Origin of the sequence: Nitratireductor sp. L15S-10, assembly GCF_045011005.1 — a bacterium.
Classification (GTDB): domain Bacteria; phylum Pseudomonadota; class Alphaproteobacteria; order Rhizobiales; family Rhizobiaceae; genus Nitratireductor.
The window spans coordinates 92,888-106,849 of sequence record NZ_CP120675.1 but is presented as its reverse complement, the minus strand read 5'-3'; the positions used below and the strand labels follow the sequence as shown (position 1 = coordinate 106,849).

Sequence of the window (13,962 nt, the reverse complement as noted above, 5' to 3'; positions counted from 1 at the left end):
TGGGTTCGGGTCAACGCACGAACGCGCCATAGAACGGGCATACACGCGGACCTGTTTTGATGGGCGGAGCCGGAGCTCCGCCCGAGCCGCTCAGCCAAGGGCGGCCATCTGCATTTCGGCCGCCTTGCGATCGACGGTCTGCCCGGGATTTTCGACATGGCGTTCGAAGGGCTTCCAGGCTTCGCCGACGACCTCTTCGTAGGCAGCCACCACACCTTCGGCGGCGCAACGGAGCGCGTGGGCCTGAATGCCCATGTCGGCCGCGAACTCGCGCTTGCGCTGGGCGGCGCTGTCGAAGCCAACAGGACCGTCGAGGTCCGCGTCGCGATCGTCGTTGGCGTTTCTGGCCGTGGCATCGCGGGCTTCCGATACCGCCCGGGAATAGAATTGACCGGCGCCGTGGGCTGAGCCGACATAGGAGCCGACGATCCGCTGGAGATGGATCTGCATGGCGCGTTCGCCGAGGCCTTCGTTCAAGGAGTCGGCCGTGTCAATGATGATCTTGCGATGGAGTTCGCGGATGCCGTCGCTGTCGATGACGGGGAGGCCGAAGCTTTCGGAGATGAGCGATGCCTGAGCGCTGTCGGGACAAGCGAGGCGGACCATTTCGAGGGAGGCGCCCTTGCGGAGCTGGACGACCTTGCTGGATTGACGGCTGGAACGAGCGGTTCTGGTCATGTGAGAGTCCTTTCCTTCACGGTCTTTCCGAAGGCCCGAGCCGGCCCCTGCCGGCCCTCCCTTCGGGCGCGGTCCAAGAAAGCCGGCGGAAGAAGGAGGCTTCAGGGTCCGTGCGGACCAAAGCCGAGCGGACCAGCCTTGCGGGCAAGCAGGGCTTATTGCCCTCGCGCCGTCCCGCGGGGCTGGTTTGCCGAGGCTGGTGCGCATGGCCGCTCCGCGGCGCGCCAGCGGCCTTGAAGGCTCCGGCCGCCGGTTTAGGACCGAAGCCAAAACCGAAGGGAGGCCGGCAGGGGTGGCCTTCCACCGAAGCTGACCCATGAAGGAAATGACGATGACTCGGAACCGCACGCCCGTCATCCCGAGTGGCTGGACACCCCAGCATCCTTGCGGCCGAACACTGCTGTTCTCGCTTCTCTTCCTGACGATGGCGGTCGCACACGCCCGACGAGCGAGCTCACGTGACAAGGCATCGATCGCATCAGTTCCTTCGACATCTGCAGGTATCAGCCGACAGGCGCCTTGCATGCGGGATCGGTGCGTTGATGGGCGGATCCGAGCCGTTGATCCGCGCTTGGCTCTCGCGCGGCGTTCCATTCGGGAAATGGCGTTGCTCCCGGCATGTAGTCGGCCGGAATTACGACAGGTGCCATCGATGCGGCGAGGTCCTCGCCGGCGACGGCCCAGTCGAGTATCGTGCCGGCCGCCGGAACAGCCGCTGCACAACGGTCGAGGCGGTTCTCCAAAGCAGCTACGACAGCCGAACGGGGACTGGCGGCGCGCGTGTCGACGAGGATGTGTACCGCGACGAGATAGGTGGTCATCGGTTGGGTTTCCGTGCTGGATAGTTGAAGCGTGGCGCGCGGATCGAGACGAGCACAGCGCGCTTCCAGGCATCGGCGCCTGTGAAGCGATGGCGATGCCGCGTGTGTTGGACGACAAGACGGGGATGTGCGCCCTCCATCCCGAACACAGCCTGCCAGCCGAAGCGGACCGCCATGGCCTTCCATGGAATCGACATCACCGCCCCCAGGCGACAAAGCTCGAGGGTCCGCCATAGGAAGCGTGGCGCGCCGGATCGACGACGAAGCCGAAACGGCCGACCTCGTACTCGCTGGCCGGGACCAGAAAGCGCCGGCGCTCCATTCCCTCACCTCGGCCACCACCGAGTGTGGCGATCACCTCAACGAAACCATCGTGGTGCTGTGACCTGATCGCCGACACGACGACCCAGTCACCGGCATGCCGCGCCTCGAACGTCCGGCGATCCTTCTCGCGGGATTCGCCAGGCTGCAGAACGGTTCCGAAGATCGGCGGCCTGGCGGCTGGTCGTGACATGGACGAGCTCGGCCTCATCGCCGGGGCGGTCGAACACGAGGACGGAGCCGATGGCGGGCCGTTCGACCACCGTGAAGGCGAGGTCGCAATCGACCGAAAAGGTCTTGAAGACCCGCAGGACGATCACCGCCTTGCTGCCGAAATCCCCTTCGTGAAGCGTGATCGCGGCCGGTATCGTGGTTTCACCGATGCGTGTGCCGGCCTGTTTCCTGACGAGCCGGCCGGTGTTGTTGCGACTTTCCCAGGCCCGCAGCTTGCGCCGATGGCGCTCCGGGGGGGGGGGGCCGCAGGCTGCCGTCAGAATAGCGGATGATCGCGCCCATCGGCACGTGGTCAAAGATGAATTGCGCGGACACAGTGTGCTCCTGTTCTTGTTTGCTGAAACGAAAGCGCCGCCGGGGTGGACCGGCGGCGGGTCAGGCATTCGAAAGAGAAAGGTGGTGGGGCTATTCGGCGGCCTCGCGGAACCCTTCCCTGTCGTCGTGGTCCGGGTCGACGGGTTCGGCGTCCGTGCCGTCCGGCTCCTCGTCCTCCTCGGTGACCGTGTTGGAGGCCAGCCATGCGGCGAGCGCGTCGCGGTCGGGTGCGAAGAACGCCGAGGGATGAACGAAAGTCTGCTCGTTGAACGCCTCGACCAGCGCCGCCCGCGTATCCTTGACCCGTGCCCTGGGCAGGACGGACGTGCCTTCGCACGATGCCTCGAGGGCGGAGCGCGACAGGCAGGACAGAAATTCTTCCGTGCCCATATTCGGCAGGAAGCCGTCGGCACCGATCACATCGCCCGCAGCGCGGGCCACGATCCCGCTATTGGTCCGGTTCTCCTGGCAGGAGAGCACCTCGATCAGCATGGAGCGGACCGCGACGCGCAGGGTCTCCATGTCGAAGGAGAGCTTGCCCTCGGTGTCGAAGAGCGACGCCGCGTGACGCGCGATCCGCCGATTACCATAGTAATAGTCGTCTCCACCCCCATTGGCGGAATCGACCCTGACATTCTGGCCGGCGAAGGCGAGGACCAGCAAGGCCATCAGCGTGTCGTCCTCGATCGGGGCACGGCCGAGCGCCTCATGAAGCGCGTCGGTGCGAAGGTCGCCGATCATCTCGATGCCCTTTCGGGTGACGTCAGGCCGCGTCCTGGGCATCACCACGGCATCCTCGCCCGAAGATCCGTTGCCCTTGGCTGCTTTCGGCTCCGGCATCCGGAAATGAACGGTCTGCACCATACCGTCGCGGTCGAGATACATGGCTGTGTGATCGGACTTCTTCGGCTTGCCGTAGACCCGTTCGGCCTTCTTGGGCAGCTCCGGCTGGCCCCACGTATTGGCCTCGGTGATGACCCCCTTCTTGGGCAGGTTCCGCGTCATCCACTCCTGCTGGGCACCGAGATAGGCCTCGACGTCGGTGGTGTAGCGGCTGTCCTCATCGGCGGGCGCGAACAGGTCCTCGACCCAGGAAATGCCGTAGGCCTGAGCGAGCTCGTCGTCGAAACTCGCATCGCGCGCATACATGCGGGTCTTGGAAAGGCCGTTGGCCACGCTCCACCAGGGAACCTGCGGATCGCCCTTGCTGGGCTTGTGCGCCTTCCAGACCTCCTTCTGCTCCTCGAGCGAAGCAGCCGCGATCGTGCGTAGCTGGCTTTCGTTGGGCATGTCGCCCTTGGCCATATGATCGAGCATGGCAGGCAGCACATTGGCGAGCAGCCGCAGCTTTCGGATCTGGCGGACCGAAAGCGCGAGCGCCACGGCGATCGCCTCCTCGGTCCAGCCGATGGCGACGAGGCGCTCGATCGCCCGCCACTGGTCGACCGGATTGAGCCCCTCATGGGCGAGCGTTTCGACGAGCGAACGCATGGCGCCGCCATCCTCGGCGGCCTCTCCGACAATGACCGCGATCTCGTCGAGACCGGCGGCGATCGCCTGTTTGACGCGGCGATGCCCGGCCTGGATGACAAAACCGTTGCCGCCATCGGCCTGAGGCGCCACGACGGGCGGCTGCACGATGCCGACCGCCTTGATCGTTGCGAGCAGCAGCGCATCGGCCTGGGGATTGGATTTCGAGCGGCGGGCCCTGTCGGGGTTTTCGACGAGCGCGCGCGGATCAACGAGCTTGATTTCCATCGGGATGCTCCTTTCGGGGTTTGGGCCCGGCACCACGCCAGTCCCCTTTTTCGTCTTCTTCCCGAAGACATCCCCCGGCCCGCGGAGCAGACGGGCCGGTGCAACTGCGGCGGAGCATCCCTGTCCGGCAGGGCGAGCATGGCTCGTGAGCCATCGCGACGACCGACGGGCCGGGATCGCGAGCGGCGCGGTTGAGGTGAAACCGGCAGCGGCCTGGCCGCTCTGCGAGGGGTACTTCTTCCTCCCCTCCCTATCATGTTTACGGCTCTTGACTGCCGGTCGTCAGAACCGCCGCCGTTGCCGCGGCCTTCTCCACACGCGCCTGCGCTTCGATGGTTTTCCGGATGGGAGCCGGTGGCCCTCCTGCATTGCCGCCACGCGTTCCGCCCGGAACCGCGCCTGAAGGAAGCCGACGATCCCCACAGCGTCCAGGATCTGTGGACGCTCGCGCGCGGCCCGCACGAGAGTCTCGCGGCCGAGAGCCACGACGACGCCGTGGCCCTCCGCCCGCCCGGGCAGAGGCCCCCAAAGATAACGCTCGACCGGCATGGCACCCGGCGCAACGGGTCCCGCACCGGCGAAATCGAAAAAGGCGGGAGCCCGGCAATCGAGCCAGTTCGGCGGAAAACACTCTTCCGGGAAGGCGACCGTGTAGATTCCCCTCCAGGGCGTTGGCCGCAGCATTTGCCCACCTGCAGCAAAGCGCGGCGCATCGCGCTTGAGGCGGGTGCCGTCTACGACCCATATGAGGTTCGGATAGAAGGCCTCGCGCGCGGCGCGTTCGTCGGGCCGCAAATGGGAGTGCTGGAATTCGAGCACCAGTCCGTGCCCGGTCCTGACGTCGGCGATGTGTCGCTCGCCGTCGGCGGCAACATGGACGAACTCCCGCCAACCGGCCGGAAATCGGCTCTTCCATTGGCGATGCCATCGGGTTTCGGGTTCCCACCAGTGATCGCAGGTTCGCCTGCCGCGGTGCGCCCAGTGATGGACCCGCCGGTCGCCGCATTTTGCGACCATGGGCTGTCCGCAGCCCGGGCACAGGGCAGAAAGACCGTGGCTGGCTTCAACCCGTTCGTTGTTGACCAATGCATAGCGCATGTCCGGCTCCATATATATTGACGCGCATCCGCCAGAGAGGCGGGCGCCGATTGTTTGTTTTGGATGGAAGCAAACCGCAGCATGGCCAGTCGGAGCTGGTGCTGTCTTGATTATCTTCGGCGTGACGGGGCAATGCCGGTCGCCGGTTATGATGACGGAATGTCGAAGATGCCAGGCTCCGTCTTCTACTCAGGCATGTTGCAAGATTAGCCGCCGACCGGCTCCGGTCAACTCCGGATGATCGACTATCCTCAGAGAGAGTTCGTCACGCGGCGGCCCGTTCGGACACTGCCGCTGCGTCCGCGAGCTCGGCTTCGGTCTCCGCCAGTTGCCGGCGCTTGTCTTCACCCTCTCCCGCAAAACGACTGGCGCGGTCCTTGAATGCCGCTTTCTATGACGCTATACTGCGTCAGAAACAATGGCAATGAATGAGGCGGCAGGATGAACCTCGCACAATATTCAGATCACGGGTTGTTCGCGCCCAACAAGATCGCAACCGTCTTTCGCACGACGAGCGAAGAGATTGCGCGCACGGTCGGTCTTGGCAAGGACGCGATCCAGCGCAAGGATCGCGTCCGTTCGGACAAGACACAGCGCCGCCTGCGCGAAATGGTGGAGATCGTCAATAAGGTCGAACCGCGGTTCGGGTCCGCGCTCATGGCCTACGCCTGGTATCGGTCCGAGCCGTTGCCTGGATTCTCCGGGCAGACGGCCATGCAGCTGGTTCGCGACGGTCGGGCCGAAGAGGTTCTCGATTTTATCGATGCCATCGACGCCGGCGTTCACGCCTGATCGTGGCGCTCACCTATTCCGGAAAGCTCTACCGGGCAATCAATCCGGTCTTCGCGCGCGAACCGATGTCGGGGCGCGGTGCGGAGCGCTATGGGGGCCGGTTCAATCCGAAGGGTGTGCCGGCCCTTTACACATCGACATCCGTGCTGACCGCCCTGAGGGAGTCCAACCAGGTGGGCGATCTGCAGCCGACAACGTTGGTCTGTTACCGTGCCGAGATCGATATGGTCTTCGACGCCTCAGATACGGCCGCCCTTACGGCGGCGGGTCTTAACGAAGCCTCACTGGCAGATCCGACCTGGCGCGACCAGATGATCGAGACAGGCGAGGCGCCCACACAGCGTTTCGCGCGCAACCTGATTGCGGAAGGCTACAACGGGCTGCTCGTTCGCAGTTTCGCGAAGGGAGCCGGTCTTGGTGACATGAATCTGGTGCTCTGGAAATGGAGCGCGAGCGGCCCGTCCCGCCTGGAGCTGATCGATGATGAGGATCGGTTGGGTTGAGCGCAACGCGCGTCATGCCGCGTTATCGACACCCGGCGCGTTGGCGATAACATCGTCGGCCAGATCCTTTTCGATCTCGGCCAATCGCCGGCGCTTGTCTTCAAGTTCTCCCGCAAAGGCGAAAGCTTCGCCCTGGCGAGCGCGGTAGGAGGAGAGCCTGCGCTCGGCGTCCGCCAAACGCTGGCGATAGCGAAGCCGCTCGTCCTCGAATGCCGCAAGCGCATGCTCGAGGCGTGAGATTGCGCCGAGCGGTGTCGTCGTGACGGGCAGTTCGATTTCGTGTTCGGCGCCGGTGCGCATGAGCATGGTGGTGTAGCGATATCCGTCCCCACCGAACCGCTCGCCGGAGAATTCGACATCGAAGCCGCCGATCGAGGCGATTGCCGTGTCACCCTCCTGCTGGAGCTGGACGAGGGTGAGGATCTCCTTCATCAGTGCCCGCCCGGCGGGCTTACGCTCGGAAAAGGAACTGCCGGCGACCGTCATTGCGAAGGCCTCGCCCGCAGTCGAAACGCGCCGGTCGATGTCCATGCTGGTGTCAGCAATGCGGCGGGTCGCGATCTCGATGTCGCGTTCGGCCTCGCGCATCTGACGGCGGACCGCACGCTGATCGTCCATATGGGCGGCGCGCAAGCGCTCCAGCCGGGCGATGTCGGCTTCGAGCCCGGCCTTCTGCATCAGGCGCGGGTCACCCGACGCGATCGCCTTGGCCATGGCGAACTGGTTGGCCTGGCCCTCGCCCATATCCTCGAGCCTTCGGATCGAGGTGTCGCCGGAAAGTGCGGCGGCGATGAACCGAGCCTTGCGCTCGTTGTTCTGCCACATGGTGGCATCGAGCGAGCCTTCCGTCGCATAGGCGAAGATATCGATCTCGTCATGCTGATTGCCCTGCCTGCCGATGCGCCCCTCCCGCTGCTCGATCTGCGAGGGCAGCCAGGGCACGTCGAGGTGATGCAGGGCCTTGAGGCGCAGCTGGGCGTTGACGCCGGTGCCCATGGTTTCCGACGAGCCGATCAGGAACCGGACCTTGCCGGCATTGACGTCACCGAACAGCCGCTGCTTGGCTTGCGCGCGTCTGTAGTCCTGCATGAAGGCGATCTCCGACGCCGGCACGCCCCTGCGCACAAGCTCATCCCGGATCCAGCGATAGGCAGAGAACCCCCTGCTCTTTTCCACGCTTATCGTGCCGAGATCGGAAAAGATCATCTGCGCGGCACCGGGCAGCTCAAAGCAATCGCCATCGGGCTTGCGATAGGTGTTCTGTGAGGTTTCCACCCAGATGCGGAAGGCGTTGCCGATCAGGTCGTTGAGCTTGTTGTCGGGCTCGTCTCCATTGTCGGGGTTGACCAGGCGCAGATCGATCGCGGCGTGGCGGCCGTCGGTGATCACCGACAGCAGGATGTCGTCTCCGGGCTTCGCCGGTCCCTCCCGTTCCTCTACCGCCTTGATGCGGGCGTCGAGGAACGTCTGGTAGCGCTTGAAAGCGGCGGACGGCTTGGAGGTCCTGATCTGGCGCTTGCCGGTCGCGACGGCCGGCACCTTCACATATTGGCGCAAGTCCTCCGGCAGCACGACGTCCGCAAAGGAGCGGAACATGGCGATGAGTTCGGGCACATTGACGAATGTGGCAAAGCGCGTAACCGGCTTGTATTTGCCCGATGGCTGAAGCTCGAGGTCGGTCGTCACATCGCCGAAGGTCGAAGCCCAGGCGTCGAACTCGTGCAGACCACGCTCTTTCAGCGCCGCTATGCCGAGGAAGCGCTGCACCGAGAACATCTCGCCGAGCGTGTTGGTGATCGGCGTGCCCGACGCCAGAACGAGCGCACGGCCGGGGTTCTTGGTTTCAACGAAGCGGGACTTGACGTAGAGGTCCCATGCCCGCTGCGAGCCCGTAGGATCGACCCCCTTCAAGCTCGACATGTTGGTGGCAAAAGAGAGCTTACGGAACTCCTGGGCCTCGTCGACGATGATCTGGTCAATGCCGAGCTCGGATATGGTCAGAAGATCGTCCTTGCGCGTCGCGAGCGCCTCCAGCCGTTCCTTGAGCCCCTCTTTCAGCCGCTCGAGCCGCTTGCGCGACACGCGGTCGTCGCTTTCGACCCTGGTCAGAAGCTCCTCGTAGAGCCCCAACTCGTCCTGGATCATCTGCTGTTCGAAGGCGGACGGAATGGAGATGAACCTGAACGCCGAATGCGTGATGATGATTGCGTCCCAATTGGCCGTGGCGGCACGGGCGAGGAAGCGGTGCCGCTTCTCGTTGGTAAAGTTGGTCTCGTCGGCAACGAGGATGCGGGCAGTCGGGTAGAGCGCTAGGAACTCGCGCGCCGCCTGGGCCAGACAATGACCGGGAACGACCAGCATCGCCTTGGCGATCAGCCCGAGCCGCTTCTGCTCCATGATTGCCGCCGCCATTGTCATGGTCTTGCCGGCGCCGACGGCGTGGGCGAGATAGGTCGAACCCGCCGAGATGATGCGCCAGATGCCGCGTTTCTGGTGCCCATAAAGAGAAAAGGCGCCAGAGGCGCCCGGAAGCTGAAGGTGATCGCCGTTGAACATTCGCGGGGCGATGTTGTTGAACCGGTCGTTATAGTCCCGGGCAAGCCGGTCGGTGCGGTCGGGATCGGACCATATCCAGGTTTGGAACGCCGTCTTGATCTTTGTGAGTTTCTCCTTGGCCGCCTCGGTGTCGACCACATTGAGGACGCGCTTCTCGCTATCGCCCTCCTTCACGGTGTCGAAAATCTGCGGCACCCGGCTGTTGAGGGCATCGGCAAGCAGCTCGCCGGCGTGCCGCCGATCAGTGCCCCATTCCGACGTCCCGGCGGCGGTATATCCGAGCTGGCGCGCCTCGACCGTCCAGGAGGCAAGCTCGGGCATGTGGCGGATTCGGATGTCCGCACCCATCATCTCATGTACAAAGGCGACCACGTCGTCGGCTGGAATCCAGGGGGCACCCAGTCGCGCCGTGATATCGGACGGGTTCAGGTCGGCCGGCTGGACATCACGCAGCGCCCGGACATTGCGTTCAAACACCGAATCGAGTGCAGCGGCGGCTTCCGCGGCCTTGAGCTTGTCGCGCACCTTGCCCGAGAGATAGGCGTCGGCGGTCTGCCAGGATCCGGTCTCCGGATCGGCAAAGATCGCGTCGCCCAGCTCTGCGATGACGACATCAGCGTCCGCCTGCATGAGCTCAGCGATATGATCGACATCGACATGTCCGCGCTCGTTGAGCACCACAGCCAGCGCATCGGCGGCGGAGGTGATGATTGGCGCCGACGGCGGGGCAATGACCCGCTCGGTGAAGATCGGACCGGGGCGCGCCGTGTTCGTCTCGAGGTCGTAACCCTCGATGGAGGCGACGAGCCAGCAATCGGGATCGTCGAGGAAGGGCTGGAGATTGGGGCGGCGGTGCGTCTCGCGGACTTCGCCGGTTTCGGGATCCTCCTTCACCGATACGGTGGTGGAATTGACCGGACCGAAGGCGCGCACGAAATTCGACCACGCAATGCGCAGCCTGACCTGGTGCTGCTTGAAGGGCTGATCAAGCTCCTGCGCCTTGAGGACCTCGCGCACGGCGTCGCGGATCGGGATCAGCTTGCGGATGATCCTGGCGTGTTTGTCGGAGATGCCGTCAGCGGCGCGGCCCTTGCGCACCGTGATGCTGACGGGTTCACCGTCGCGCATCTGCATCAGCGCCTGGTTCTTCCCGACAAAGAAGCTGCCCTCGCGGATGCCCTGCCCTTCGGGCTTATCGAATTCGTGGGCTTCCGGGGCGACGGCTTCCGGCTCGCCGTCATAGATCGCTTCCGGAAGAAGATGGATGGCGGCGCCAAGCGCCTGCTCCAGATCGACATGAGGCTGCGGCAGGCAGGTATAGGTCTCACCGAAAGGTCCGGAGGTCGTGGTATGGGTTCCCAACACGTGATCGGAATGCCGTGCGAACCAGCGATTGATCCGGATGGGGCCTTCATCCTCGGCTGCAGGCCGGACCTCGTCGGTCTCCAGCCAGGACATGTCGCCCTCGGCGTCGTCTGGTTTACGCTTCCGGAAAAAGAGGATGTCGGCTGCCACATTCGTGCCGGCCTCGGCCCGGAAACTGCCCTCGGGCAGACGGATGGCGGCGACAAGATCGGCCTTTCGGGCGATCGTTTCCCGCGCGGTTGGATCGGCCTTGTCCATGGTGCCGCTGGAGGTGGCGAAGGCCGCAAGCCCGCCTGGCTTCAGACGGTCGATCGCCTTGACGATGAAATAGTCATGCAGCCGCAGACCGAGGCCGCGATACGCCCGGTCCGAGCGCACCGTGCGATCAGAAAAGGGCGGGTTGCCGATCGCCAGATCGAAATGCGCCGGCAGATCTGTACGGGCGAAATCGCCGTTGACGATCCGGGCACGGGGCTGCAGCAGGCGGGCGATGCGTGCCGTGACCGGGTCGAGTTCGACCCCGGTGACATGGGTGACCGGGCGCAGGTTCTCGGGCATCAGGGCGGGAAACAGCCCCGTTCCGATGCCGGGTTCGAGCACCCGGCCGCCGCGCCAGCCGAGCCGCAGCAAGCCCGCCCAGATGGCCCGGACGATGAACTCCGGGGTAAAGTGCGCATATTGCGTGCAGCGGGCGAGCGAAGCGTATTCCTGCTCCGAGGTAACATCCTGCAGATCGGAACCGATGTCCTGCCAGCCCTTGCGAAATTCCTCCTCGCCCGGGTGCCGGAACACCGAATTCGCCAGTTCCGAAGCACCGAACCCGGTGAACCTGATGAGGACCGCCTGTTCCTCAACCGTCGCCGGACGGCCTTCGGTTTCGATCGTCTGGGCGAGCGCGATGGCGGCGACATTGTCATGGGCGCGCTGCCTCCAGCCACGGGCCAGACCGCGATCGCCGACGAGATGGAAGTCCTCGCCACGTTCGTTGGCGGCGGTCTTGCCGCAGCGTTGTAAACCCGGCACTCGGTCCTCCGGCGCGTCATCATCGCGATCCCCCGGCTGTTCGGGCGGCGTTGCGAACGCGGTGACGCCAAGACCGAGACCGGATGAAAGGGTGGTGTTGCCGAAGAGATCGAGCGTGAAGGGGTCCTCATTGGGCATCGGTTGTTCTCCATGTGTTAAGGTTCACGCCCGCCCGCCGCCGGGATGGCCGGCGGCGCGACGCACGCGACAGTTTCGGGATGGGGTCAGCGGGTGATCAGCGAGAACGAGATGTCGTGCTCGGTGAGTTGCACCCTCAGATGCGTGGCGCCAAAATTCCGGTTGAAACTCGGGATCAGCAGGTCGGCGTCGATGAACTCGATGCCGTCATCGCCACCGAAATGGCGACGCTTGTAGTCCCACCAGTCCGGATTGCCCTTCGGGTGGCATTCGGCGGAATAGACGACGAGTGGCCTCTCGCCATCGGCGAGCTTGCCGTTCGAGATGACGTAGACGCCCTCGTCGCCAACGAGCCAAAGGCCGGGCTTTTCGCCCTCGCCCGGCTTGGTACCGTAATAGGGATTGCGGAAGCCGCCATTGGCGGCCGCGTCGGCTTCTCCGCGCGCGATGACCTTACGCACGGCCATGATCGGGAAGGTGAACATGGCGGCCTCACGCGGCCTCGGCGAGCGGCAGGTGGCGCAGATGAACGGGAAGCTTTTCCGAGATCTGCACGTCAGTCAGATGATCCAGCAGAGCGAAGCTGCTTCCATGCCTGCCATAGACGATGATGGTGCGCTGGCCGCGGTTCTCGGGGCGGAAACCCGCCCCGGCATAGCTGCGATACCGGTCCTCGGTGGCGCTCCAGATATGCTCGATCCGCTCCTCGCGGGTCATCGCCTTGACCGGACGGCGCTCCCGCTCGACGATGGCATCGCGCATCTCGACCGGCGAACCCGGCCGGGCGAGATCGCAATAGGCATGGAAGTAGCGGTCCGCCCCATTGATGCGCAGCGCATAGAACACGCTGGTGATGCTGCCGGTCAGGAATTCGCCCAGGGCGAACATCTCACCGCGCATCCAGAGCGGCGGCAGGATATCGAGCATGTAATCGTGTTCGGGCCGGGCGATCTCGAACCATTCGCCCGCGAACAGGGCGCCGTCGTCGTTCTGCCAACGGTTGGGGCGCTGGGCGTGGCGATCGAACAGACGGAACATCTGCCGGCGATCGGCAACTCCGAAATAGATCTTGCGGATGGGAGAGAGGGTCATGGGTGGGCTCCTTGGCCTCCGGGCTGGAGCGCGGCTCATCCTCTCGACGTCGCCATCGTCTTCAGCCCTTCCGGACCCCTCTCAAGCGGCCGCCTCTCCGTCCGGCCGGGTCAAGGGCCGGCGTCAGCCGGGCGAAGCGTCACCCTTGAGGCGGCCGGCGGGCATGCGGCAGCCGTCCTCCTTCGACTTCTCCCTCCCTCTCGATTCCTGGTTTCTTCCCAATTCGGCGTTCCAGTCTTCCGCCAGCGGACACATCCGCTCGAACCCGCATTTTGCTTCGTCCGCAAGGGCCTGCAGGCGGCGGGCATAGATCTCGCCCTGCGCGTTGTCGTCGGTGGCCGCCACAAGACGAGCGCCCGGCCGGTGGGCGTATGTTCGAAGGGCTTCGACCGTGGCCGGTGCCCAGCCGCCGCCGGTGCTGAGATAGAGGGTGTCTGATCGAATGTCCTCGATCGCGGCCAGGCTCATGGCGTCGATCGCCGCCTCGGTGACACAAAGCCGGAGCGCTTCGGGCCGCCCGAGACGGAACAGCATCTTGGCGCCGCCGGTCGCGAAGCCGCGCCAATCGGGACCGCGCTCCTCCCAGCCGGTCACCTGACCGGCGTGATCGGTGTGGCCGGCCCACATGCTACCCTTCGGGCCTTCGCGCAGGAGGTTCGCGGCAATGGCCTTTCGGATAACACCCTCGGGGATATGGCGCGTGTCGCGCAGATAGCGCCATGTTGCCGAGCCGGGCCAGGGCTTGCGCCGAATTTGCCAGCGTTCCACGATCGTCAGGTCGGGCGCGCGGTCTCTGGCCGCGCGTGTCCAGACCGGCTCGGACGGCGTGAAGCCGACCAGCTCGGCGACGACATAAAGCGCTGCGGCAAAAGGAACGCCGTCGAGATGTTCCACCAGCGTGAAGACGTCGCCCTTCGCATCCGACAAGGGATCGAACCAGCCCTTGCCGTCATGGATCACGATGATGATCTCGCTGGCGCGGCGATACTTCATCGCTTTGCGGCTGCTCTCCTTGAGATCGAGCGCGAACCCCGCGTCCTCCAGCACGGCGCTGCAGGGCACCTTTCCTCTCAGCTCTTCCAGGTCTGCTTTTTCCATATCTCGCCTGCGCCTTCGCGCGCTCCTCTTAACCGATTCCCGCTCCCGGTCCGTGCCGGGACGAGGATCGGCATGCCGCGAAGAGCAAGGCGGGCAAGGGCGTGGCGGGCAACCCGGCAGAATTGCGGGGCCGGACCGATCTCGCCCGCCACGGCGAAGCTTCCCTTGCC

General features: G+C 64.8%; 12 protein-coding genes and 1 pseudogene. 3 read left to right on the top strand and 10 right to left on the bottom strand.

From position 1 onward, the window contains the following. Nucleotides 1-90 precede the first annotated feature (90 nt). From P2W41_RS18530 to P2W41_RS18515, 4 genes and pseudogenes are all read right to left on the bottom strand, one after another. Entirely contained in the window at nucleotides 91-678 is a 588-nt protein-coding gene (locus tag P2W41_RS18530; RefSeq protein WP_223006694.1) for a hypothetical protein, read from the bottom strand. Nucleotides 679-1,181: 503 nt separating this feature from the next. Then, nucleotides 1,182-1,499 carry a hypothetical protein gene (locus P2W41_RS18525; RefSeq protein ID WP_223006695.1) on the bottom strand — a complete coding sequence of 106 codons (318 nt, stop codon included), beginning with the start codon at nucleotides 1,497-1,499 and terminating at the stop codon, nucleotides 1,182-1,184. Beyond that, complete coding sequence (locus P2W41_RS18520; RefSeq protein ID WP_252928172.1) at nucleotides 1,496-1,696, bottom strand: hypothetical protein; 201 nt, start codon at nucleotides 1,694-1,696, stop codon at nucleotides 1,496-1,498. The genes P2W41_RS18525 and P2W41_RS18520 overlap by 4 nt, the downstream gene beginning before the upstream one ends. Beyond that, nucleotides 1,696-2,010, bottom strand: a pseudogene (locus tag P2W41_RS18515) (hypothetical protein); the annotation flags it as partial. The pseudogene P2W41_RS18515 and the gene P2W41_RS18520, both read right to left, overlap by 1 nt. Nucleotide 2,011: 1 nt before the next feature. Here P2W41_RS18515 and P2W41_RS18510 point away from each other — a divergent pair. Next, complete coding sequence (locus P2W41_RS18510) at nucleotides 2,012-2,326, top strand: hypothetical protein (protein WP_404935039.1); 315 nt, start codon at nucleotides 2,012-2,014, stop codon at nucleotides 2,324-2,326. 133 nt (nucleotides 2,327-2,459) lie between these two features. On the opposite strand, the gene P2W41_RS18505 is transcribed toward P2W41_RS18510, so the two are convergent. Together P2W41_RS18505 and P2W41_RS18500 are read right to left on the bottom strand one after the other, a co-directional pair. Next, nucleotides 2,460-4,127: a ParB N-terminal domain-containing protein gene (locus tag P2W41_RS18505; RefSeq protein ID WP_223006696.1), complete on the bottom strand. Its 1,668-nt coding sequence runs from the start codon at nucleotides 4,125-4,127 to the stop codon at nucleotides 2,460-2,462. 282 nt (nucleotides 4,128-4,409) lie between these two features. After that, nucleotides 4,410-5,225, bottom strand: coding sequence for a competence protein CoiA (locus P2W41_RS18500; RefSeq protein WP_255606520.1), 816 nt, complete (start codon nucleotides 5,223-5,225; stop codon nucleotides 4,410-4,412). A gap of 441 nt (nucleotides 5,226-5,666) precedes the next feature. On the opposite strand from P2W41_RS18500, the gene P2W41_RS18495 reads away from it, so the two are divergent. Continuing rightward, complete coding sequence (locus P2W41_RS18495) at nucleotides 5,667-6,017, top strand: MbcA/ParS/Xre antitoxin family protein (RefSeq protein ID WP_223006698.1); 351 nt, start codon at nucleotides 5,667-5,669, stop codon at nucleotides 6,015-6,017. A gap of 2 nt (nucleotides 6,018-6,019) precedes the next feature. Continuing rightward, nucleotides 6,020-6,520, top strand: coding sequence for an RES family NAD+ phosphorylase (locus P2W41_RS18490; RefSeq protein WP_223006699.1), 501 nt, complete (start codon nucleotides 6,020-6,022; stop codon nucleotides 6,518-6,520). 12 nt (nucleotides 6,521-6,532) lie between these two features. Here P2W41_RS18490 and P2W41_RS18485 read toward each other — a convergent pair whose 3' ends face one another. The 4 genes from P2W41_RS18485 to P2W41_RS18470 all read right to left on the bottom strand — a co-directional run bounded on the left by P2W41_RS18485 (nucleotide 6,533) and on the right by P2W41_RS18470 (nucleotide 13,792). Further along, nucleotides 6,533-11,602 carry a DEAD/DEAH box helicase family protein gene (locus tag P2W41_RS18485; RefSeq protein ID WP_223006700.1) on the bottom strand — a complete coding sequence of 1,690 codons (5,070 nt, stop codon included), beginning with the start codon at nucleotides 11,600-11,602 and terminating at the stop codon, nucleotides 6,533-6,535. An 86-nt stretch (nucleotides 11,603-11,688) separates the two neighbouring features. Continuing rightward, nucleotides 11,689-12,087, bottom strand: coding sequence for a DUF3085 domain-containing protein (locus P2W41_RS18480; RefSeq protein WP_223006701.1), 399 nt, complete (start codon nucleotides 12,085-12,087; stop codon nucleotides 11,689-11,691). Between the two features lie 7 nt (nucleotides 12,088-12,094). Next, nucleotides 12,095-12,694, bottom strand: a complete 600-nt coding sequence (locus tag P2W41_RS18475; RefSeq protein WP_223006702.1) for a DUF1419 domain-containing protein — start codon at nucleotides 12,692-12,694, stop codon at nucleotides 12,095-12,097. Nucleotides 12,695-12,817: 123 nt separating this feature from the next. Continuing rightward, a complete protein-coding gene (locus tag P2W41_RS18470) occupies nucleotides 12,818-13,792 on the bottom strand; it encodes a DUF3991 and TOPRIM domain-containing protein (protein ID WP_223006703.1) in 975 nt (324 codons plus the stop codon). Nucleotides 13,793-13,962 lie beyond the last annotated feature (170 nt).

What these genes read in the sequence shown, in the direction of transcription:
- P2W41_RS18485 (WP_223006700.1), bottom strand. Translation starts at nt 11,602, where the DNA reads ATGCCCAATGAGGACCCCTTCACGCTCGATCTCTTCGGCAACACCACC.
- P2W41_RS18475 (WP_223006702.1), bottom strand. Translation starts at nt 12,694, where the DNA reads ATGACCCTCTCTCCCATCCGCAAGATCTATTTCGGAGTTGCCGATCGC.
- P2W41_RS18530 (WP_223006694.1), bottom strand. Translation starts at nt 678, where the DNA reads ATGACCAGAACCGCTCGTTCCAGCCGTCAATCCAGCAAGGTCGTCCAG.
- P2W41_RS18525 (WP_223006695.1), bottom strand. Translation starts at nt 1,499, where the DNA reads ATGACCACCTATCTCGTCGCGGTACACATCCTCGTCGACACGCGCGCC.
- P2W41_RS18495 (WP_223006698.1), top strand. Translation starts at nt 5,667, where the DNA reads ATGAACCTCGCACAATATTCAGATCACGGGTTGTTCGCGCCCAACAAG.
- P2W41_RS18470 (WP_223006703.1), bottom strand. Translation starts at nt 13,792, where the DNA reads ATGGAAAAAGCAGACCTGGAAGAGCTGAGAGGAAAGGTGCCCTGCAGC.
- P2W41_RS18510 (WP_404935039.1), top strand. Translation starts at nt 2,012, where the DNA reads ATGGACGAGCTCGGCCTCATCGCCGGGGCGGTCGAACACGAGGACGGA.
- P2W41_RS18520 (WP_252928172.1), bottom strand. Translation starts at nt 1,696, where the DNA reads ATGTCGATTCCATGGAAGGCCATGGCGGTCCGCTTCGGCTGGCAGGCT.
- P2W41_RS18505 (WP_223006696.1), bottom strand. Translation starts at nt 4,127, where the DNA reads ATGGAAATCAAGCTCGTTGATCCGCGCGCGCTCGTCGAAAACCCCGAC.
- P2W41_RS18500 (WP_255606520.1), bottom strand. Translation starts at nt 5,225, where the DNA reads ATGCGCTATGCATTGGTCAACAACGAACGGGTTGAAGCCAGCCACGGT.
- P2W41_RS18480 (WP_223006701.1), bottom strand. Translation starts at nt 12,087, where the DNA reads ATGTTCACCTTCCCGATCATGGCCGTGCGTAAGGTCATCGCGCGCGGA.